Source organism: Nocardiopsis sp. NPDC057823 (assembly GCF_042797335.1).
In the GTDB taxonomy this organism is placed as follows: domain Bacteria; phylum Actinomycetota; class Actinomycetes; order Streptosporangiales; family Streptosporangiaceae; genus Nocardiopsis; species Nocardiopsis changdeensis.
The window spans coordinates 114883-136004 of the sequence record NZ_JBHVLR010000011.1; the positions used below are offsets into that span (position 1 = coordinate 114883).

18 protein-coding genes are annotated in these 21122 nt (G+C 73.4%); 9 read left to right on the top strand and 9 right to left on the bottom strand.

Going from position 1 to position 21122, the window contains the following annotated elements:
• Positions 1-78: 78 nt before the first annotated feature.
• The 3 genes from ACFVNO_RS18820 to ACFVNO_RS18830 all read left to right on the top strand — a co-directional run bounded on the left by ACFVNO_RS18820 (position 79) and on the right by ACFVNO_RS18830 (position 3816).
• Positions 79-633 (top strand): RNA polymerase sigma factor, encoded by a 555-nt coding sequence (locus tag ACFVNO_RS18820; RefSeq protein ID WP_378894114.1) that lies wholly within the window; start codon positions 79-81, stop codon positions 631-633.
• The gene (locus ACFVNO_RS18825) at positions 621-1697 is read left to right on the top strand and encodes a CU044_5270 family protein (RefSeq protein ID WP_378894117.1); all 1077 of its coding nucleotides are present in this window, start codon (positions 621-623) and stop codon (positions 1695-1697) included. Before ACFVNO_RS18820 ends, ACFVNO_RS18825 begins: the two co-directional genes overlap by 13 nt.
• A 223-nt stretch (positions 1698-1920) precedes the next feature.
• Positions 1921-3816, top strand: coding sequence for a serine hydrolase domain-containing protein (locus ACFVNO_RS18830; protein ID WP_378894120.1), 1896 nt, complete (start codon positions 1921-1923; stop codon positions 3814-3816).
• A gap of 263 nt (positions 3817-4079) precedes the next feature.
• Here ACFVNO_RS18830 and ACFVNO_RS18835 read toward each other — a convergent pair whose 3' ends face one another.
• The 6 genes from ACFVNO_RS18835 to ACFVNO_RS18860 form a co-directional block, all read right to left on the bottom strand.
• A complete protein-coding gene (locus ACFVNO_RS18835; RefSeq protein WP_355257692.1) occupies positions 4080-5225 on the bottom strand; it encodes an RNA polymerase sigma factor in 1146 nt (381 codons plus the stop codon).
• A gap of 7 nt (positions 5226-5232) precedes the next feature.
• On the bottom strand, positions 5233-5640 hold the full coding sequence (locus ACFVNO_RS18840) for a YciI family protein (RefSeq protein WP_220564323.1): 408 nt from the start codon (positions 5638-5640) through the stop codon (positions 5233-5235).
• Between the two features lie 240 nt (positions 5641-5880).
• On the bottom strand, positions 5881-7275 hold the full coding sequence (locus tag ACFVNO_RS18845; RefSeq protein WP_355257696.1) for a dihydrolipoamide acetyltransferase family protein: 1395 nt from the start codon (positions 7273-7275) through the stop codon (positions 5881-5883).
• Positions 7276-7289: 14 nt separating this feature from the next.
• Positions 7290-8267 carry an alpha-ketoacid dehydrogenase subunit beta gene (locus tag ACFVNO_RS18850; protein WP_355257699.1) on the bottom strand — a complete coding sequence of 326 codons (978 nt, stop codon included), beginning with the start codon at positions 8265-8267 and terminating at the stop codon, positions 7290-7292.
• A 3-nt stretch (positions 8268-8270) separates the two neighbouring features.
• Positions 8271-9377, bottom strand: a complete 1107-nt coding sequence (gene pdhA, locus ACFVNO_RS18855; protein ID WP_220564320.1) for a pyruvate dehydrogenase (acetyl-transferring) E1 component subunit alpha — start codon at positions 9375-9377, stop codon at positions 8271-8273.
• A gap of 409 nt (positions 9378-9786) precedes the next feature.
• Complete coding sequence (locus tag ACFVNO_RS18860; protein ID WP_220565453.1) at positions 9787-10392, bottom strand: sigma-70 family RNA polymerase sigma factor; 606 nt, start codon at positions 10390-10392, stop codon at positions 9787-9789.
• Positions 10393-10768: 376 nt separating this feature from the next.
• Here ACFVNO_RS18860 and purS point away from each other — a divergent pair, with 376 nt between their 5' ends.
• The 6 genes from purS to ACFVNO_RS18890 all read left to right on the top strand — a co-directional run bounded on the left by purS (position 10769) and on the right by ACFVNO_RS18890 (position 16036).
• On the top strand, positions 10769-11014 hold the full coding sequence (gene purS, locus ACFVNO_RS18865) for a phosphoribosylformylglycinamidine synthase subunit PurS (RefSeq protein WP_220564319.1): 246 nt from the start codon (positions 10769-10771) through the stop codon (positions 11012-11014).
• 230 nt (positions 11015-11244) lie between these two features.
• Positions 11245-11739: an ATP-binding protein gene (locus tag ACFVNO_RS18870; RefSeq protein ID WP_220564318.1), complete on the top strand. Its 495-nt coding sequence runs from the start codon at positions 11245-11247 to the stop codon at positions 11737-11739.
• A gap of 287 nt (positions 11740-12026) precedes the next feature.
• Positions 12027-12722 (top strand): phosphoribosylformylglycinamidine synthase subunit PurQ, encoded by a 696-nt coding sequence (gene purQ, locus ACFVNO_RS18875; RefSeq protein ID WP_378894129.1) that lies wholly within the window; start codon positions 12027-12029, stop codon positions 12720-12722.
• A 46-nt stretch (positions 12723-12768) separates the two neighbouring features.
• Positions 12769-13287 carry a hypothetical protein gene (locus ACFVNO_RS18880; protein ID WP_355257709.1) on the top strand — a complete coding sequence of 173 codons (519 nt, stop codon included), beginning with the start codon at positions 12769-12771 and terminating at the stop codon, positions 13285-13287.
• A gap of 78 nt (positions 13288-13365) precedes the next feature.
• The gene (gene purL / locus ACFVNO_RS18885) at positions 13366-15660 is read left to right on the top strand and encodes a phosphoribosylformylglycinamidine synthase subunit PurL (protein WP_355257712.1); all 2295 of its coding nucleotides are present in this window, start codon (positions 13366-13368) and stop codon (positions 15658-15660) included.
• A 121-nt stretch (positions 15661-15781) separates the two neighbouring features.
• Positions 15782-16036, top strand: coding sequence for a hypothetical protein (locus ACFVNO_RS18890; protein ID WP_378894133.1), 255 nt, complete (start codon positions 15782-15784; stop codon positions 16034-16036).
• Here the strand turns inward: ACFVNO_RS18890 and ACFVNO_RS18895 are convergent, their stop codons facing one another.
• From ACFVNO_RS18895 to ACFVNO_RS18905, 3 genes are all read right to left on the bottom strand, one after another.
• On the bottom strand, positions 16037-17938 hold the full coding sequence (locus ACFVNO_RS18895) for an endonuclease/exonuclease/phosphatase family protein (RefSeq protein WP_378894136.1): 1902 nt from the start codon (positions 17936-17938) through the stop codon (positions 16037-16039).
• A gap of 163 nt (positions 17939-18101) precedes the next feature.
• Complete coding sequence (locus ACFVNO_RS18900) at positions 18102-19061, bottom strand: ABC transporter substrate-binding protein (RefSeq protein ID WP_378894139.1); 960 nt, start codon at positions 19059-19061, stop codon at positions 18102-18104.
• The gene (locus ACFVNO_RS18905) at positions 19054-21051 is read right to left on the bottom strand and encodes an ABC transporter permease (protein ID WP_378894142.1); all 1998 of its coding nucleotides are present in this window, start codon (positions 21049-21051) and stop codon (positions 19054-19056) included. The genes ACFVNO_RS18900 and ACFVNO_RS18905 overlap by 8 nt, the downstream gene beginning before the upstream one ends.
• Positions 21052-21122: the final 71 nt, after the last annotated feature.

Below are 21122 nucleotides of genomic sequence, written 5' to 3' on the forward strand. Positions count from 1 at the left end.
CGGAAAAAAGTCCGCACCGCGCCCTAACACCCGCCCCCTCCCCCGACACATCCAGGTGAGAGGACGGGAGGTACGCCGATGAGACGCGGCACGGCCGGGGACGCATACTCCGGCCAGCGCGACTTCAACGCCATGTTCGAGGAGCACTACGACGCCGTCTACCGCTACGCACGGCGCCGGGTGGGCCCGGACCACGCCGACGATGTCGCCTCCGAGGCGTTCGCCGTGGCCTGGCGCCGCGCCGAGCGCCTGCCGCCCGGGCGCGAACTGCCCTGGCTGTACGCCTGCGCACGCCGGATCACCCTGGCCCACCTGCGCAAGGACCACCGGCAGGACCTGATCGCCGAGTCCCTGGGCCGGCAACCCGGTTCGGCGGTCCACGCCGACGACGCCGACCGGGTGGTCGAACGCGCCGGGGCCCTGGCCGCCCTGGCCCGGCTGACGGAGCCGGAACGCGAACTCGTGATGCTCGTGACCTGGGAGGGGCTCGACTGCCGCCAGGCGGCCCGGGTCGTCGGCTGCACCCACGTCACCGCCCGCGCCCGGCTGCACCGGGCCCGTAAGAAACTCACCGCCCACATGAACGAACACCCCGCCGACCACGCCCCGAAGGAGGCGGCATGGACGACCTGACCGCTCTGCGCTCCGCTCTGAACGGCGCCGACCCCGCAGCGGGCGCCGCCCCCGCCCCCGAGGCCCGCCACCGGGCCCGCGCCAACGCCATCGCCCGAATCGAGGAGTCCCCCGCCGTGTCCCGACCCCTGTGGCGCCGCATCCCCGTCCTGGCCGCCGGAGCCGCCGCCGCGGCCCTGGCCGTGGGCGCCGGAACCCTGCTCCTGCCCGCCGACGAGCCGGGCGGCATCCCCGCCGCCTACGCCGCCCCGCCCGAGCCGATCGAGGTCGTCGGCGGCGACCCGGTCGACGGGACCGACGCCCTGCTCGCCCTGGCCGAGGTCGCCGGGGAGCGCGGCCCGGCCCCGGGCTCGGGGGACGTCGCCTTCGTCTCCACCACGGGGACACAGCTGATCCGGCTCACCGCCAACGCCGGGGACGACGACCCCGACGAGACCCACGGCTACCGGTACGTCCCCTACGAGTGGAACGAGTGGACGGGCCCGGGCGGGGAGCACCGGTCGGACGCCCACCCGCAGCCGCCGCTGGACAAGGGCGGCGAGGAGGCCGACCACGAGCGGTTCCTGGAGCAGGGGAGCGAGTCCTCCGAGGAGACCCTGCACCCCTCCCTGGTCTGGCCCGCCGAGCTGCCCACCGACCCGGACGCCCTGGCGGACGTGCTCGCCGGGCTCGGGGAGGGCCCGGAGGACGGTTCCCCGGCCGGGATCGTGAACGCCGTGGAGTTCCTGTACGGGACCCGGCCGCTGGCCGGCCCGGAGGAGGCGGCCGTGCAGCGCGTGCTCGCCGGGCTGGACGGTCTGGAGCACCTGGGCACCGCCACCGACCAGCTGGGCCGTGAGGGAGAGCTGTTCTCCGTGGAGGTGGAGGACGGGGCGACCGTGTCGGAGTACCGCTTCCTCTACGACGCCGGGAACGGGGCGCTGCTGTACCGCGACACCACCCTGCTGGCGGAGGACCCCGCCCTCGGCTCCGCCGAGGACTACGGCCTGTCCTACCCGCTGACCGCCGAGCAGGTCGGCTACGTCTGGTCGGGCTGGGTCGGGGAGGTCGGCGCCCGCCCCTAGCGCCCGGCACCGCCCCGGACCGTGAGGCCCGCCCCCGCCGCGGGGGCGGGCCTCGGCCGCCGGTTCCGGCCCGGAACCGGCCCGTCGGGGGCGTTCCGGGCCCCGGCTCCCCCTCCGGTGGTGGAGCCCGCTCCACCCCGGTTCGGGTGGTCGGCGCCCGTGTGCCCGCAGGGGTCCGAACCCTAGTTTCGAGGGGAGAGGAACCCCCTGACGAGAGGTCACCATGCCCGGCCGAAGCGCCGCCGCACTCTGCGCGGCCGCCCTCCTGATCACCGCGCCCGCCATCACGGCAGCGGCCGCCCCGGCGGCCCGCGCCGCCGCCCCCGCGGCCCCGGCGGCCCCCGTCGAGGCCACTCCCCTGACCCCGGAGACCGCCCGCGAGTTCACCGACACCCGTGTGGCCGAACTCCTGGAGGAGTACGGCTCCCCCGGCGCGGCCGTGACCGTCGTCCTGGACGGCGAGCAGGTCGCCACCGCCGCCCACGGGTACGCCGACCTGGCAGAGGGCACCCCGCTGGACGCGGAGGAGCACCTGTTCCCCACCGCGTCCGTGGCCAAGTCGTTCACCGCGGCCGCCGTGCTCACCCTGGCCGGCGAGGGGCGCCTGGACCTGACCGAGGACGTCAACGCGTACCTGCCCGAGGAGGCCCGCCTGACCGGCCCCACGGTGACCCTGCACGACCTGCTCACCCACACCGCGGGGTTCGCCGAGGTGGTCGAACGCCTCGGCGCGGAGGAGGGCACGCCCCTCGACGAGGTCGTGCGCACCGCCGTCCCGGAGCGGCTGTTCGCCCCGGGCGAGTACACCGGCTACTCCAACTACGGGATCGCGCTGGCGGGGTACGTCGTGCAGGAGGTGTCGGGGGTCCCGTTCGAGGAGTACGTCCGGCGGACCGTGTTCACACCGCTGGGCATGGAGGACACCTCCTTCGAGCAGCTCGCCGACGTCCGCGCCGACCGGCCGCTGGTGACCTCGCACCTGGCGGACGGGACCCCGGCCGGGGACGCCTTCATCGGGGACGTCCCGGCGGGGGCGGCGGTGACCACCGTCGGCGACATGGCCCGCTTCATGGAGGCGCTGCTGGACGGCGGGCGGATCGACGGGGAGCAGGCCCTGGCCCCGGGCGTGGCCGAGGCGATGCTGGAGCGGCACGCCGAGATGCACCCGGAGACCACCGGGATGGGCTACGGCACCTACCAGTGGCGGGCGGGAGAGGTCCCGCTCATCGGCCACGGGGGCGACCTGGCGGGGGTCCACACGGGGTACGCGGTGGTGCCCGGTCTCGACGCGGGTGTGTTCGTCGCGGTCAACGGCGACGACGCGGCGGGGGCGAACCCGCTGGTCGACCTGCGCATGGCGGTGGTCGGCGCGTTCGCCGACACCTTCGCGCCCCAGTCCCTCCCCGAGGGGCGGCCCGACCCGGACGCCGACCTGGGCGCCTACGAGGGCTCTTACATCACCTCCCGCCTGGCGGCCTCGGGCCCGGCCCGGCTGGTGGCGCTGTTCGACAACGTGACGGTCCGCGACGCGGGCGACGGGACGCTGTCGGTGAGCGGGGCCCTGGCCGTGGACGACCGCTGGCTGCCGGTGTCCGAGGGGGTGTTCGCCGCCGAGAACGGCGAGGACCTCCTGGCGTTCGTCGAACGCGACGGCGAGGTGGCGGCGATCGCCACCGACATGAACCCGACCAGCGTGTACACCCGCACCGGCCCCCTGGGCTCCCCCTCCCTGCACCTGGTCGTCGCCGGAGTGGCGCTGCTGGTGCTGGCCACGGTCCTGGTCCCGGTCCAGCGGTCCGGGAACGGGTTCACGCTGGCCACGCGTATGCTGCTGACCTCGACCGCGCTGGCCGCCGCCACGGCGGCGGGGCTGCTGGTCTACGGGGTGACGGACCTGAACCGGGCCCAGGTCTGGCTGTCCGAGGGCTCCCCGGCCCTCACGCTGCCGATGACGGTGACGGCGGTGCTGGCGCTGGTGTCCGCGGTGTCCGTGGGCGTCTGCCTGGTGCGCGGGTGGCTGCGGCCGTTCTCCCGGGTGCACCTGCCGCTGGCGGCCCTGGCCGGGCTCGCGCTGGCCGCGACCGGTGCGGTGTACGGGATGGTGGCCCTCCCGTTCTGAGCCGATCCGGACACCGCGGAAACCGAAGGTGTCCGGGCCGACACGCCGGGGAACAACAGCAGTAGTGGATCCGCCCCCCTCCCCCTTGGGGGGCGGATCCCGCCTCGCGGGCGGGGCCGGTGCGCACGGCGCACCGGCCCCCCGCGCGTCCCGCCCCCACTGCCGCTCTCCCACCGGGAGCATCGCGCCACCACACCCCCGGGAACCGGAGCCCCCTGCGCCCCGCACGACCACCCGGACCACCGCGCCCCGGCACCGGCCCGTCAGCCGCGCAGGCGGGTGTTGATCCGGGCCGCGCAGCGCGTCAGGTGGTCCCGCTCGGCCAGATCGGTCGCCCGCCGCGCCGCCTCCGCGTACAGGCGGGCCGCCTCCGCCAGGTCCCCGTCGCGTTCGCGGAGGTACGCCGCCACGGCGGTGTGGCGGGGCAGCGAGTCGTCCAGTTCCGCGAGCGCCGCCAGCCCGGCGCGCGGCCCGTCGGCCTCGCCGACGGCCACCGCCCGGTTGAGGCGGACGACCGGGCTGTCGGTCAGGCGCACGAGCTCGTCGTACCACTCGACGATCTGCACCCAGTCGGTCTCCTCGGCGGTGGGCGCGTCGGCGTGGAGCGCCGCGACGGCCGCCTGGGCCTGGAACCCGCCCAGCCGGTCCCGGGCCAGGGCCGCCTGGAGGATCCCCACCCCCTCGGCGATCAGCGCGGTGTCCCACCGGCCCCGGTCCTGCTCGGCGAGCGGCACCAGGGCGCCGTCGGCGTCCGTCCGGGCGGCGCGCCGGGCGTGGTGGAGCAGCATGAGCGCGAGCAGCCCGGACACCTCGGGGTGGTCCACCGCGGCCGCGAGCCCCCGGGTGAGCCGGATCGCCTCCGCGGCGAGGTCGACGTCGCCGGAGTAGCCCTCGTTGAAGACCAGGTAGAGGACGCGCAGCACCGTGGCGACATCGCCGGGCCGGTCGAACCGCGCGCCGGCGACGGTGCGCTTGGCACGGCTGATGCGCTGCGCCATGGTCGCCTCGGGCACCAGGTAGGCCCGGGCGATCTGGCGGGTGGTCAGCCCGCCGACGGCCCGCAGCGTGAGCGCGACCGCGGACGACGGCGTCAGCGACGGGTGGGCGCACAGGAAGTACAGCCAGAGCGTGTCGTCCACTCCGGACACGGGCCCGGGCTCCGGCTCCCCGTCGACGAGGTCCTCCCTCCGGCGGCGGGAGGTGTCCGCCCGGGCCGCGTCGAGGAACCTGCGCCAGGCCACGGTGACCAGCCAGCCCTTCGGGTCCCGCGGCGGGTCGTCCGGCCAGGCCCGGACCGCTTCGACCAGGGCGTCCTGCACGGCGTCCTCGGCCGCCGCGAAGTCGGCTCCGCGGCGGACGAGGATGCCGATCACGCCCGGGGTGAGGCTCCGGAGCAGTGTCCCGTCCACTCCGGCGTCACTCCGTGACGGTGGGCGCCGCGCCCAGGAACGGGCGCAGCTCGAGCCACTCGTGGATCGGCCGCCCGCCCGCGCCGGGGGCGGCCGACAGCTCCCCGGCCAGCTCGACGGCGCGCTCGTGGCTGTCGACGTCGATCACCATCCAGCCGGCGATGAGGTCCTTGGTCTCGGCGAACGGCCCGTCGGTGACCGGCGGCCGGCCCTCGCCGTCGTAGCGGACGAACACGCCCTCGGGGGAGAGCGCCTGGCTGTCGACGTACTCCCCGGTCTCCTCCAGCCGGGCGGCGAAGTCGTCCATGTACCGCACGTGGGCCGCGATCTCCTCCGGGGTCCACCGGTCCATGGGCACGTCGTTGACCGCCGCCGGGGCGCCCCGGTAGTGCTTGAGCAGCAGGTACTTGGCCATGGTCTCTCTCCTCTGTTCCGGTGCGGCCCCTCCGGCCGCCTCCGCCCCGGGGACGGAGCCGCCCGCGGATCCTCGACATCCCGTGCGGACCGTTCCCGAAAAAAATCCCCGGACCCGCCCGCCCCCGCCGCCGTGCGCCGCGATGCCCCGGGAAGAGGCCCCGGAGAACAGTGCGGCCCCCGGGGTCTCCCCCGGGGGCCACGTCGCACCGTCAGCCCCGACGGTGCGGTTCACAGGAGACTACCCCCAGGCGAGCGAGGTCAACTCCGGGTCCTCCAGCGCGGCGCCGACATCGCGCAGCACCTTCGAGCCGAGCTCCCCGTCGACCAGCCGGTGGTCGAAGGACAGCGACAGCGTCGTGACCTTGCGGATCTTCAGCTTGCCCTTGTGCACCCACGGCATGTCGCGGATCTGGCCGAAGGCCAGGATCGCCGCCTCGCCCGGGTTGAGGATCGGGGTGCCCGCGTCCACTCCGAACACGCCCACGTTGGTGATCGTGACCGTGCCGCCGGACATGTCCGCCGGGGTCACCTTGCCCGCGCGGGCGGTCTCGGTGAGCTCCTTGAGCGCGACCGCCAGCTGCGGCAGCGTCTTGGCCCCGGCGTCCTTGATGTTGGGCACCACCAGTCCGCGCTCGGTGGCGGCCGCGATCCCCAGGTTCACGTAGTCCTTGACCACGATCTCCTGGTTCGCCTCGTCCCAGGACGCGTTGACGTCCGGGTTGCGCCTGATCGCCAGCAGCAGCGCCTTGGCGACCATGAGCAGCGGCGACACCCGCACACCCGCGAAGTCGGGGTGCTCGCGCAGCCGCGCGACCGCCTTCATGGTGCGGGTGACGTCCACCTGGAGGAACTCGGTGACGTGCGGCGCGGTGAACGCGCTGCCCACCATCGCCGCCGCGGTCGCCTTGCGCACGCCCTTGATCGGGACCCGCCGCTCCCGCGCGGACCGGTCCACCGACCCGGCGGGCGCCGCGGCGGCCGCGGGCGCCTCCTGGGGCGCGGCGGCCGGTTCCGGGGCGGCCTGCACGCCCTGGGCCGCCGCGTGGACGTCGTCGCGGGTGATGATCCCGCCCGCGCCGCTGGGGACGACCGTCGCCAGGTTCACCCCCAGGTCCTTGGCGAGCTTGCGCACCGGCGGCTTGGCCAGCGGGCGGCCCTGCGAGGCCACGGGAGCGGGGGCCACCGCGACCGGCGGGGCCGGGGCGGCGGCCGGCCTGGCCGCCGGGGCCGGGGAGACCGGGCCGGAGGAGGCCGGGCGGCGGCGGGCGCGGCGCTGGGTGGCGGCGGCCTTCTCGCCGTAGCCCACCAGCGGCTTCTCCCGCTCCTCCTCGGCCGGGGCCGCGGCGTCGTCACCGCCGCCGGTGCCGTCGTCCACGGTGATGATCACCGTGCCGACGTCCACCGTCTGCCCCTCCTCGACCAGCAGCTCCTTGACCGTGCCCGCAAAGGGGCTCGGCAGCTCGACGACCGCCTTGGCCGTCTCGATCTCGCAGATGTTCTGGTTGACCTCGATCACGTCACCGGGCTTGACGAACCAGGTGAGGATCTCCGCGTCGACCAGGCCTTCGCCCACGTCGGGCAGTTTGAACGAGTGCACGCCGCCCACCGCGGGGGCGTTCTTCTGAATCGCCATGTGTCCCTGATCCCCTAGTACGCGAACGCCCGGTCGACCCCGTCCAGGACCCGGTCCAGGTCCGGCAGGTAGTACTCCTCCAGCCGCGACTGCGGGTAGGGGGTGTCGAACGCGGCGACGCGGATGACCGGGGACTCCAGGTGGTAGAAGCACTCCTCGGTGATCCGGGCGGCGATCTCCGCGCCCGGCCCGCCGGTGAGCGTGGCCTCGTGGGCGACCACCAGGCGGCCCGTCTTCTTGACGGACTCGACGACGGTCGGGTAGTCCACGGGGGCCAGCGACCGCAGGTCGATGACCTCGATGGAGTGGTCGGTGTCGGCCTCGGCCGCCTGGAGGGCGGTCTTGACCATGGGCCCGTAGGCGAGCAGGGTGACGTCGGTGCCGGGGCGGGCGACCCGGGCCGCGCCCATGGGGGCGGCCTCGGCGATGGACGCCTCGGTGTCCACCTCGGCCTTCTCGTAGTAGCGCCGCTTGGGCTCCAGGAAGATCACCGGGTCCTCGCTGCGGATCGCCTGCTGGATCATCCAGTAGGCGTCCACGGCGTTGGCGACGCTGATCACGCGCAGGCCCGCGGTGTGCAGGAAGTACGACTCGGGCGACTCGCTGTGGTGCTCCACGGCGCCGATGCCGCCGCCGTAGGGGATGCGCATGACCAGGGGCACGCTGAGGGCGCCCGCGGAGCGGCGGCGCATCTTGGCGAGCTGGGTGAAGGTCTGGTTGGCCGCCGGGAAGAAGAACCCGTCGAACTGGATCTCCACCACGGGGCGGTAGCCGCGCAGCGCCATGCCGATGGCGGTGCCGACGATGCCCGACTCCGCGAGGGGGGTGTCGATGACCCGGTCGGCGCCGAAGTCCTTGTGCAGGCCGTCGGTCACCCGGAAGACGCCGCCGAGCCGGCCGACGTCCTCGCCCATGACGAGGACCTTGGGGTCGTGCTCCATGGCCGCGCGCAGGCCGGCGTTGATGGCCTTGCCGATGGTGAGGTTGGTCATGGCCTATCGGACCCCTTCCGCCTCGAAGGAGGCCAGGTAATCGGCGTACTCCGCGCGCTGGCGGTCGATGTGGACGTTGGGCTCGGCGTACACCTCGTGGAAGATGTCCAGCGGCTCGGGGTCGGGCAGGCTCCGGCACTGGGTGCGGACCTTCTCGCCCAGGGCGTCGGCCTCGGCGTCGACCGAGGCGAAGAACTCCTCGTCGGCCAGCCCGTTGTTCTCCAGGTACCGGCGCACCCGCAGGATCGGGTCCTTGGCCTTCCACTCGTCCAGCTCGGCCGCGTTGCGGTACCGGGTCGGGTCGTCGTTGGTGGTGTGGGCGCCCATGCGGTAGGTGAACGCCTCGACCAGGGTGGGCCCGTTGCCCTCGCGGGCGTTGTCCAGCGCGGCCCGGGTGACGGCCAGGACCGCCAGCACGTCGTTGCCGTCCACGCGCAGGCCGGGGAAGCCGAAGCCGGAGGCGCGCTTGTAGATGGGCACGCGGGCCTGGCGCTCCAGCGGCTCGGAGATGGCCCACTGGTTGTTCTGGCAGAAGAAGACCACGGGGGCGTTGTTCACCGAGGCGAAGTTGAACGCCTCGTTGGTGTCGCCCTGGCTGGTGGCCCCGTCGCCGAAGTAGGTGATGACGGCGGTGCCGTCCTCGCCGACGGCGCCGTCGCGCTGCACGCCCATGGCGTAGCCGGTGGCGTGCAGGGCCTGGCTGCCGATGACGATCGTGTAGAGGTGGAATCCGTGCTCGTGGGGGTCCCAGCCGCCGTTGGTGACGCCCCGGAACATGCCGAGCAGTTCCTTGGGCTCCACGCCGCGGCACCAGGCGACGCCGTGCTCGCGGTAGGAGGGGAAGGCCATGTCGGTCCCGCGCAGGGCGCGGCCGGAGCCGATCTGGGCGGCCTCCTGGCCCAGGAGCGAGGCCCACAGGCCCAGCTCCCCCTGGCGCTGCAGGGAGACGGCCTCGCCGTCGAAGCGGCGCACCAGGACCAGGTCCCGGTACAGGTCGCGGATCTCGTCCGCGGTGATCTCCAGGGGGTAGTCGGGGTGCCCCGTCAGTTCCCCTTCCGGTGTCAGGAGCTGGATGAGCTCCGGTTCCTCGTGCACGGTGGTGTCCGACACGTCGCTCCTCGGTACTCGGGGCCGGTTTCGCGCGGGTGGGCGCTGATCGGCCGGATCGCCGCACGTGCACCCGGGGTGATGGGTGTACGGCGGACCTCACCATATGGTGACAGAACTCACCCTGGCGAGCGCAAGACCCGGCCATCACCTTTTACGCCGCGGATCCATGTTCCCCGATGCCGGACCAGCCCGATTAGCAGGGCTTCCTAGCATGTACAAGGTCTTCCGACGACTTTGTCGTCGGCTTGCGCAACGTCCGGCCGCGGAGCGACGGGCGGCCGGGTCCGGCCACGGAGCGTGGCGGAGCGGTCGGTCCGAAAACCCTCCGGGGGGCGGGGTCGCGGACCTCGGCGCCGGGCGGGGGCGGGGTTCCAGCCCTCCCGCGCGGTGCCGTTCCGAAGAGGCGCGGTCAGCGGGCGGCGGGGACCCGCATGCCGCGGTCGCGCGCGTAGTCGGCCAGCATCTCGCGGAGCTGGCGCCGGGCGCGGTGCAGCCGGGACATCACGGTCCCCAGCGGGGTGCCCATGCGCTCGGCCACCTCCTTGTAGGCGTAGCCCTCGATGTCGACGAGGTAGATGACCTCCTGGAACTCCTCCGGCAGCCGCGCGAGCGCCTGCTTGATGTCGGAGTCGGGCAGGTGGTCCAGGACCTCGTTCTCGGCCGACCGCATGCCCGAGGACGTGTGCGCCTCGGCGGCGGCGAGCTGCCAGTCCTTGATCTCGTCGGTGGTCTCCTGGCGCGGCTCGCGCTGCTTCTTGCGGTAGCTGTTGATGAAGGTGTTGGTCAAGATCCGGTAGAGCCAGGCACGCAGATTGGTGCCGGCGCGGAACTGGTGGAAATTGGCGAAGGCCTTGGCGAACGTCTCTTGGACGAGGTCTTCTGCGTCGGCCGGATTGCGGGTCATCCGCAGGGCCGTGGGATAGAGCTGGTCCGCGAACGGCGTGACGGCGGTGGCGAAGTCCAAAGCCTCTTCGGGCTCCTGCCCGTCACTGTTCCGCGCGGCGATCGGTTCCATTTCGATAGTCGTCAAGATTCCCCCTCAGGACGACCGGACGATCACTTCCACCCTGTTAGACGCCACCTTGTGCTCTCAATGATGACATCAATCGTGGTGATCCGAGTCACGAACGTACCGAAACACTCGCTTGCGGGGTTCAGGTTGCGGTAAACATCCCCGGATCCCACTACCCGCAGGCGCTCCGGGTATTCCCCGGCCGGTTCCGGCCACGCGGCGGGCCGGGGTGACGAAGGACTCACCCGCACCGGCGGCCCCCGCGCGTGCCGTACTCTGGCGTCGCCCGCTCCGAGCAGTACGGAGAGGCGTCCGCCCGGCCGGGGAGCCGGGAGCGGACGAGGAGGGCGGCACACCCATTTCTCTTGTGGAGGACCCTGTGGCCCGCGTCGTTGTTGACGTCATGCTCAAGCCCGAGATCCTGGACCCGCAGGGCCAGGCGATCGCCGGCGCCTGCTCGCGCCTGGGTTTCGAGGGGATCGAACAGGTCCGCCAGGGCAAGCGCTTCGAGGTCGAGGTCGAGGGGGAGGTCGACGAGGCCAAGCTGGCCGACGTCCGCCGCCTGGCCGAGACCCTGCTCGCCAACACCGTGATCGAGGACTTCCGGGTCCACGTGGCCTCCTGACCCTCCCGGCCCCGCGGCCCCGCGCCGCGCTTCACGGCAGCGGACGGAGATGCCGGATTAACGGCCTTCGCCCAAAAGCGCGAGAAGTGCCCTTAGCGCCGGATGTGCAATGTAAAGACCGGCGGCGTCCCATGAGGGCGCCGCCGGTCGTTTTACGTCCGCCGCCCTCGGGAAGGTTCCTTGACGTGCCGGGCCCATGACCGACGACGGAGCACGAGAGGTGTTATTTCATGGACGCCGTCTTCTCGATCTCCCTGCCGCGGCGGGCGTACACGGTCGCGGTCGTACGCGACATCCTCGGAACACTCCTGTTCCGGGCCGGAATGTGCCGGGACTGTGTCGACGACTTCCTGCTGGCCTCCTCCGAGGCCTGCGCCAACGCCGTGGAGCACGGGGGTCCCTCCTCCGATTACCGGGTGGACGCCGAGATCGACCGGCATTGGTGCGAGGTCCGCATCTCCCATACCGGGAGAGCGCCGGACCCCGAAGCGCTCGCCGCCCGTTTCGCCTCGGAACGCCCGCCGCCCCTACCCGGACTGGACTCAGAATCGGGTAGGGGCATTCTGTTGATGCGCCGCCTCATGGACGAGGTGTCCTTCGAGGGGGAGCCGCGGATCACCGTGCTCCTGCGCAAACGCCGGGCCAACTGCGACGCGGACCCCGAGGGCGCCGCGGCCGGGGGCGTCCCCGCACAGTTCGGCGCCCTGGCCCTGGACCGGGTCTGAGGGGTCCCGGGAGGACCCGCCGGCATCCCCGCCGCCACTGTGTCGCACACCACGGCACCTGTCGGGTCGTACACCCGCGGGCCCTCCCGAGCCGCTGGAATCGGGAGAATCGTACGAACGGGAGTCGCGGAACAGGGGTGAGGGTCGTACCCGAGCACAGGTGAGCGGGTACGCTGCCAAGTGCGGACGCGGTGCCCCCCTCGGGGCCGGACAGGCGCCGCCAGCCTCCTCGCCGAAACTCCCCGCAGCCGCGGGGAGGGACCCGACCAACGACTCGGAGTGTGCTCATGACAGCCCGTGTGGGCGTCGTCACCTTCCCCGGTTCCCTCGACGACAAGGACGCCGCGCGCGCCGTCGCGCTGGCGGGCGCGGAGCCCGTCGCCCTGTGGCACGCGGACGCCGACCTCAGGGGAGTCGACGCGGTCGTCCTCCCCGGGGGCTTCTCCTACGGCGACTACCTGCGCTGCGGCGCCATCGCCCGCTTCGCGCCGCTGATGTCCGAGCTCGTCCCGGCCGCCCGCTCCGGGGCCCTGCCGGTCCTGGGCATCTGCAACGGCTTCCAGATCCTGTGCGAGAGCCACCTGCTGCCGGGCGCGCTCACCCGCAACTCCACCCTGCGCTTCGTCAACCGCGAGCAGAGGCTGCGGGTGGAGAACACCGCCACCGCCTGGACCGGCGACTACGCCGGGGGGCAGGAGATCCTGGTCGTCCTCAAGAGCGGCGAGGGCAGCTACGTCGCCGACGAGACCACCCTCGACGCCCTGGAGGCGGAGAACCGGGTCGTGGTCCGGTACGCCGGATCCAACCCCAACGGCTCCCGCCGCGGCATCGCCGGGATCACCAACGAGCACGGCAACGTCGTCGGCCTCATGCCGCACCCGGAGCACGCCGTGGAGGCGCTGACCGGCCCCTCCACCGAGGGCCTGGGCTTCTTCACCTCGATCCTCGCCCACCTGGGCGCCAAGAGCCCGGCCGGCGTCTGAGCCCGGCCCGGTCCCACCGCACACCGACAAGGGGACGATCCTCGCGATGATGGCGCTCCTGCGCTCCCGGACCACGATGTACGTACTCGCCTCCATCGTCGTCGTGGGCCTGGTGGTGTCGGCCGCCGTCGGCCTGTTCAACTCGCTGGGCGCCGTACCGCCCGGTGCGCAGCAGACCGGGCAGGAGGGCACGGCCCCGCCCGCCCAGGCGCCCGACGTGCCCGAGGCCTCGTCGCTCGGCGACCCTCCTCCCGGCCTGGCCTACGTCTCCGACCCGGAGACCGACGTGTACTGCCGGCAGGAGGGCTGCGCCCGGCTGGTCACCGTGCTCACCGAGGACGAGGAGGTCACCGAGGACGCCCGGGCCACCGTCCAGGAGGTCTACGACCACCTGCTGGACCGGGACTGGAAGATCATGCTCCCCGAGGGCGCCGAGTCGCCCGAGGACGTGCCGCCGGAGCAGACCGTGCTGACCGACGAGACCGTCATGATCGCCGACTCCTCCACGGGCAACGCGGGGGACCCCGCGGTGCTGATGCTCCGCTACGCGGACCTCACCCGATGACCCCGCCCACGACCTTCCGCGCCGGTCGGCGGACGCCGCGGCCCGGCTCACACCAGCACATCCCGAACGGAACCACGCATGTCTGAAGTACCTCGTCTCGACACCGTCGCCGTGGCGCAGAGCAGCCCGGACACGCCTCAGCCGTACGCCGAACTGGGCATGGCGAAGGATGAGTACGAGCGGGTCCGCGAGATCCTGGGCCGCCGCCCCACCTCCTCCGAGCTGGCCATCTACTCGGTCATGTGGAGCGAGCACTGCTCGTACAAGTCGTCCAAGGTGCACCTGCGCCAGTTCGGCGAGAAGGCCCCCCAGAGCGACGCCCTGCTGGTCGGCATGGGCGAGAACGCCGGTGTGGTCGACGTCGGCGACGGCCGCGCGGTGACCTTCAAGATCGAGTCGCACAACCACCCCTCCTACGTGGAGCCGCACCAGGGCGCGGCCACCGGCGTGGGCGGCATCGTCCGCGACATCCTCACCATGGGCGCCCGCCCGGTGGCGGTCATGGACGCGCTGCGGTTCGGCCCGGCCGACGCCGACGACACCAAGCGGGTGCTGCCGGGCGTGGTCTCGGGCATCTCCTTCTACGGCAACTGCCTGGGCCTGCCCAACATCGGCGGCGAGATCGGCTTCGGCCCCGGCTACATCGGCAACCCGCTGGTCAACGCCCTGTGCGTGGGCGTGATGAAGCACGAGGACATCAAGCTGGCGCAGGCGCCCGGCCCCGGCAACAAGGTGGTGCTGTTCGGCTCCACCACCGGCCCCGACGGCATCGGCGGCGCGTCGGTGCTGGCCAGCGCCACCTTCGACGACGAGTCGCACGCCAAGCGGCCCAGCGTCCAGGTCGGCGACCCGTTCATGGAGAAGCTGCTCATCGAGTGCAGCCTGGAGCTGTTCGCCAAGGACCTGGTCGTGGGCATCCAGGACCTGGGCGCGGCGGGCGTCTCCTGCGCCACCACCGAACTGGCGGCGGGCGGCACCGGCGGCATGAACATCCGGCTGGACCGGGTGCCGCTGCGCGACCCGCGGCTCACTCCCGAGGAGATCCTCATGAGCGAGTCGCAGGAGCGCATGATGGCCATCGTCGAGCCGGCCAAGATGGACGAGTTCCTGGCCATCTGCGACAAGTGGCAGATCCTGGCCACCGAGATCGGCGAGGTCACCGACGTCACCGACGAGGAGGCCGAGCGCGGCGGGCGCCTGGTCATGACCTGGCACGGGGAGACCGTGGTGGACATGCCGCCGCGGACCGCCTCCGACGAGGGCCCGGTCTACGAGCGCCCCTACTCCCGTCCGGAGTCGCAGGACGCGCTCCAGGCCGACGACGCCGGGGCCCTGCCCCGCCCCGCGACCGACGCGGAGCTGCGCGAGCAGCTGCTGCGGGTGCTCGGCGCCCCGGGCGTGGGCGACCCGAGCTGGGTGACGCAGCAGTACGACAGCTACGTGCGCGGCGACACCGTGGTGTCGACCCCGCACGACGCCGGGATGATCCGCATCGCCGACGACTCGCACCGGGGCGTGGCGCTGTCGACCGACGGCAACGGCCGCTACACCCGCCTGGACCCGTACACGGGCACCCAGCTGGCGTACGCGGAGGCGTACCGCAACGTGGCGGCCACCGGCGCCCGGCCGCTCGCGGTGACCAACTGCCTCAACTTCGGCTCGCCGGAGGACCCGGGCGTCATGTGGCAGTTCGCCGAGTCCACCCGCGGCCTGGCCGACGCCTGCAAGGCGCTGGGCACCCCGGTGACCGGCGGCAACGTGAGCTTCTACAACCAGACCGGCGACGTGGCGATCAACCCGACCCCGGTCATCGGCGTGCTGGGCGTCATCGACGACGTGCGGACCCGCCTGAAGTCGGCGTTCGACTCCGAGGGCGCGCGGGTGTTCCTGCTCGGCGAGACCCGGCCGGAGTTCGGCGGCTCGGCGTGGGCCGACACGGTCCACGGCCACCTGGGCGGGCTGCCGCCGCGGGTGGACCTGACCGCCGAGGCGGCGCTGGGCGAGGTGCTGGCCGAGGCCGCCGAGCGCGGGCTGGCCCGGGCCGCCCACGACCTGTCCGACGGCGGCCTGGGCGTGGCCCTGGCCGAGTCGGCGCTGCGCGGCGGCACGGGCGTGCGGGTGACGGTGTCCGAGGACGTGTTCACCGCCCTGTTCAGCGAGTCCGGCGCCCGCGCGGTCGTGGCGGTGGCCCCGGGCGACGAGGAGGAGTTCGTGGCGCTGGCGGCCCGGCACGGGGTCCCGGTGGAGCAGATCGGCACCGTGGGCGGCGACGCCCTGGTGGTGTCGCACGCGGGCGGCGCCGTGGAGGTGCCGCTGGCCGAGCTGCGCGGGGCCTACGAGTCCGCCCTCCCCGCCCTCCTGGGCGACCTGTAGGAACGCTTCGCCCCGCGGGGGCGGGACACCGTCACGGTGTCCCGCCCCCGCGGCGTTGTGCGGGGGCCGGGTGTGGGGCCGGCGGGGGTAGGGGTAGTGGTAAGGACCGGAGGTGGTCGCCGTGGGACGCGAGAAGTTGCGCCGGGGACGGTTGAAGGGACCGCTGGGCAGTCCGGAGCGCCCGGCGAGCGCGTTGGGGTTCCGGCTGGTGCTGGCGGTGTTCGGCTGCCTGGTGCTGGCGGCGGGCACGGCGGCGTCGGTGGTCATGGACGCGCCCGTGTGGCTGGTGGTGGTGCTGGCCGCCGGGTTCGCGGCGTCCTGCGTGAACGTGTACTGGGTGGCCCGGCGGCTGCGGTACGAGCGCCCCGACCGCTGATCACTCCAGCGCGAGGTCGACCGAGACCATCCGGTGGTCGGAGTACGGCACGTCCGGGTTGTCCGGGTTCGCCGCGGCGAACTCCTCGGTGACGAGGATGTGGTCGATCTCGGCGGGCTCCCCCGCCAGGGTCGGGATGGTGTTGAAGGGCCGGTCGAAGGGGTCGTGCAGGCCCGCGTCGGTGAGGATCGACCACGCCGGGTCCCCCGGCTCGATGTTGAGGTCCCCGGCCAGGACCACCGGCCGCCCCTCGGCCCGGGCCCCCTCGACGATCGCCGCGAGGTCGTGCAGCTGGGCGCGGGCGCTCTCGGCGGTGAAGTCGTAGGTCCGCGGCTGCACGTGGGTGGCGATCACGCTGACCTCGGTGCCGCCGTCCCACCGCACGACGGCCTCCAGCGCCTGGGCGCCGGTCGGCCCGCTGGGGGTGAGGGCGTGCCCGCGCACCTCGGTAACCTCGCGGGAGGTGAGCAGGGCGTCGCCCCACAGCGGCCCGTCGGCGGGCGCCCAGTAGGCCGTCATGCCCAGCTGCTCGGCGGTGAGGGACAGCGCGTCGTGGCCGCCGTTGAGCAGCCACCCGCGGTCGACCTCGCTGAGCACGACGATGTCGGGGACGTCCTGGCGGAGCAGCGCGATCTGCTCGTGCAGGGCGTAGCGCCCGTCCATGCCGAAGCCCATGCGGACGTTGTAGGCGGCCAGCCGCAGCCCCGACACGGGTTCGTGGGCCCGCTCCGCCCCGCCGCGGAAGGACGCGTGCCAGGACGGCACGGCGACGGTCAGCACCAGGGCCAGCGCGGCCGCCCCCGCGGTCAGCCAGGGGCGCCCGGCGCGGGCCGGGACGGGGCCGCGGCCGCTCATGGCGATCGCGAGGGGCACCAGGGCCAGGAACGGCACCGCGGTGTTGTCGTAGTACAGGTCGTAGGCGGCGTAGAACCCGAAGACCGCGACCGCCAGCAGGAACAGCCCGCCGAACGCCGCCCACCCGGTGGCCGCGCGCGTCGGCCGGCCGGTGCGGTGGACCGCCCACCCGGCGCAGCCCGCCAGGGCGAGCTGGCCGATCGGCAGGGCGGCGAGCGCCCAGGCGGGCCACACTCCGGGGACGCCGCCGAACTCGGTGGGCGACGCCGCCAGGACGGCGAGTGCCCCGGCCAGGACGGCGAACGGGGCAGCCGGGTGCCCGGTGGACCAGCGCGGGTCGGCCGCGACCATCACGGACAGGACGGCGGTGGTGGCCACGAGCGCGGCGGCCACCGGTGTCTGGCCGATGACCTCGCCCACGGCCGGGTTGGCGGTGTACAGGCCGGAGAGGAACAGCAGCGGGCCCAGGGCGAGCCAGGCCCGGGCGGGTGCGGGCCGGGGCTCGGTGTGGCCCGACCCGTGCCGGTGGGTCCCGGCGGCGGCCCAGGCGAACAGGGCGACCTCGACGAGCACCCCGGCCCAGGCCCAGGGGCCGTCGCGCCAAGCGAGGTCGACGGTGTTGAGGAGGGTGTGGATCACGGCGGTGGCGGCGACGCCGGTGACGACGCCGACCATCACCCCGTGCCCGGTGGTCCGAGGCCGGTCGACGGCGGTCATGGCGGACGCGGTCAGCCACACGGTGCCGGTGCCCACCAGGAACGACGCCAGGTACAGCTGCGGCGCGCCGCCGTCGGTGGCCTGGAGGGCCAGGCGCCCGGCCGCGAGCACGGCGCCCGCGGCCAGGGCGGTACGCCAGGGGTCCAGGTACCGGGCCGCGGCGACGAAGGGGACGGGGGCCAGGAACCAGGCGAGGGCGTACAGGCCCATCAGCTCGGCCGGGGTCTCCCCCGCCCGCCCGAAGAGGGTGGTGAGCGAGGGCAGGAACACCCGCAGGGCGTCCAGGAACAGCACCGTTCCCACCGCGACGGCGAATCGGTCCCAGCGCATGGTCCTCCCGGGGGTCGGCGCCCGCACCAGCGAACATGAATGATTCTCATGTGCTGCGCTCGCACGGGCAAGGGGCACGAATACCCCGATTCCCCCGAAACCCCTCGTCATGCCTGCCGTGACCGGGCCGCGTCGCAACCGCGACCCGCCCCTCACACCGCGGTCAGCGGTTCCCGAAGCCCTCCGGGAGCCACGGCCGCCACACGTCCGGGTTCTCCCGGACCCAGATCTCGGCCGCCTCGGTGGGGTCCAGGCCCTCGTCGGCGATCATCCGGGCCACCTCGTTCTGGTCCGCGTTGGTCCACGTCCAGTTGTCGAGGAACCGGTAGGCGGGGTCGTTCTCCTCAACGAACCCGGCCCGGAAGATCTTGTTCAGGTCGTAGGCCGGGTAGTCGCAGGGCACCGAGTCCGGGTCGGCGTCGCAGCCCTCCTCGTGGTCCGGCAGGTCGATCTTGACCAGGTCCAGCTCCTCCTGGAGCCACTGCGGGTCGTAGAAGTAGAAGAGCACCGGCTCCCTGGCCGCGTACCGCCGCCGCACCTCGGTGATCTGCGCGGGCTCGGACCCGGCGAACACGATCTCCAGGTCCAGACCGAAGGCGTTGATCATCCCCTGGTCCTGGGTGACGAACCCGGGCGCGCCGCCCAGGAACTCCCCCCGGTCCCCGGTCTCGGCGGTGCGGAAGACGTCGGTGTTCTCCCGCAGCCCCTCCAGCGTGGTGATCTCCGGGTACTCCTCCGCCACGTAGGCGGGCACGTACCAGCCGATCACGCCCTCGTTGCCGTTGGGGCCGCCGTCGACCGCGGTGCCGTTGCCCTCGGGGCCGTACAGCTCCATGAGGTCCTCGTGGCCCCAGTTCTCCACGATGACGTCGATGACGCCCTGGTCGATGGCCTGCCAGGACGGCTGCTCGTCCACCCGGACCAGCTGCACCTGGTAGTCCATCTCCTCGCGGAGGATGTACGCGAGCACCTCGGCGCTGGCCTCGTAGCCCACCCAGCCGTTGAGCGCCATGCGCACCGTGCCCGGGTCCCGGGCGAGCTGGTCGGTGCGCACCGCGCAGGAGGAGACCAGGGCCGCCGCGGTCGCGGCCGCCAGGATCCTGACGAGGGGTCCCCTACGCACGCTGCACCCTCCTTCCCTGGGTGACCCGGTCCAGGAACAGGCCCAGGCACACGATGGCCAGGCCCGAGGCCAGACCCAGCCCCAGCTCGTTCTGCGCCAGGCCGAACACCACGTCGAAGCCCAGCGACCCGGCGCCCACCAGGGCGCCCATGACCACCATGGACAGCACCAGGATGAGCCCCTGGTTGACGGCGAGCAGCAGCGAGCCGCGCGCCAGCGGAAGCTCGACCTTGGTCAGCAGCTGCCACCGCGTGGAGCCCTGGGAGGCGGCCGCCTCCAGCGAGGCCGGGGACACCCCCCGGATCCCGTCGTCGACCAGCCGGATCACCGGCGGCAGCGCGAAGATGACCGCCGCCACCAGGGCGGGCACCCGCCCGATGCCGAACAGCGCCACCGCCGGGATGAGGTACACGAACGGCGGCAGGGTCTGCATGGCGTCCAGAACGGGCCGCAGGATCGCGGCGAACACGTCGCTGCGCGACATCAGCACCCCGACGACCACGCCCAGCGCGACGGTGAGCACCGACGCCACCAGCACCTGGGACAGCGTGTCCATGGCGTTGTCCCACACCCCGAGCAGGCCGACGACCGCGAACGACCCGGCGGAGACCAGCGCGACGCGCCACCCCCCGAAGACCCACCCCAGCGCGGTGGCGCACAGGATCACCAGCCACCAGGGCGAGCCGCCCAGCAGCTCGCTCAGCGGGCCCAGCACCCAGTCCAGGGTCCACGTGCCCAGCGCCGTGGTGAACGGGCCGACCACCGCCTGGAGCCAGTCCTCGAAGGCGTTCACCGGGCCGCTGATGTCGACGGACAGGTCGCGCGGCCAGCCCTCCACCCCCACCAGGCGGCACACCGCCACGGTGGTGATGAGGACGGCGAGGTCGGCCCCCAGCAGCGGCAGCCGGTACCGCTCGGGAAGCCTGTTCGCACCCCGCGAGCCGTGCCCGACGGCGCCGGTCACCCGGTCCATGGCGATGGCGAGCATGACGATCGCCAGCCCGGCCTGGAGCGCCTGCCCCACGTTGACCTTGGAGAGGGCCTGGTAGATGGCGTCGCCCAGGCCGCCCGCGCCGATGACCGACGCGATGACGACCATGGACACGGCCAGCATGATGGTCTGGTTGACGCCCAGCAGGATGGTGCGCCGGGCGCTGGGCAGCTGCACCTTGGTGAGGATCTGCCAGGGCGTCGACCCCAGCGAGGTGGTCGCCTCGATCGCGCCCCGGGGCACCTCGCGGATGGCCAGGGCGGTGATGCGCACCGCGGGCGGGATCGCGTAGACCGCGGTGACCACGGCCGCCGCCGGGTCGCCGATGCCGAACAGCAGCACGAACGGCAGCAGGTACGCGAACGCCGGCATGATCTGCATGAAGTCCAGCACCGGCCGGACCGCCCGGTGGAAGCCGTCACTGCGCCCCGCCAGGACGCCCAGCGGGACGCCGACCAGCAGGGCGATGGACACCGAGGTGATGATCAGCGCCAGCGTCCGCATCGACTCGTCCCACAGCCCGGTCAGGGCGAACACCCCGAAGGTGGCCAGGACCAGCAGCGCGATCCGCCACCCGGCCACCCGCCAGGCGACGATGGTGCCGAGCACGGTCACCCCGGGCCAGGTCAGGAACTCCAGGAACCGGTTGATCAGCACGACGGCCGATCCCAGCCCCACCGAGATGTAGTTGAAGAAGTACAGGAACAGCGGGCTGTCGTTGCGGTTGACGACGATCCAGGCGTAGATCCCGTCCAGCCACGCCATGAACCGCTCACCGGTGCCGGTCGGGAAGCCGGGTCCGCCGCCCCAGGCCAGGCGCGCCGCCCAGTATCCCGCCACCAGGACGGCGAACACCGCCGGCGCCAGGACCCACGGGGACCGCAGCGCCGCGGCCGGGTCCCGGCGCGCGGACGCCCGGGGCCGGCCCGCCCGTTCCCGGAGCATCGGGTCGGACGCTCCGGCTCCCCCCGCCGGGGTCGTCACGGCCATGTCAGCCACCCGACCCGGTCGGCGCGGGACCCCCGTGCCCCGCGGGGTCGGTCCCGGCCGGGGCCTGCGGGACCCGCCGG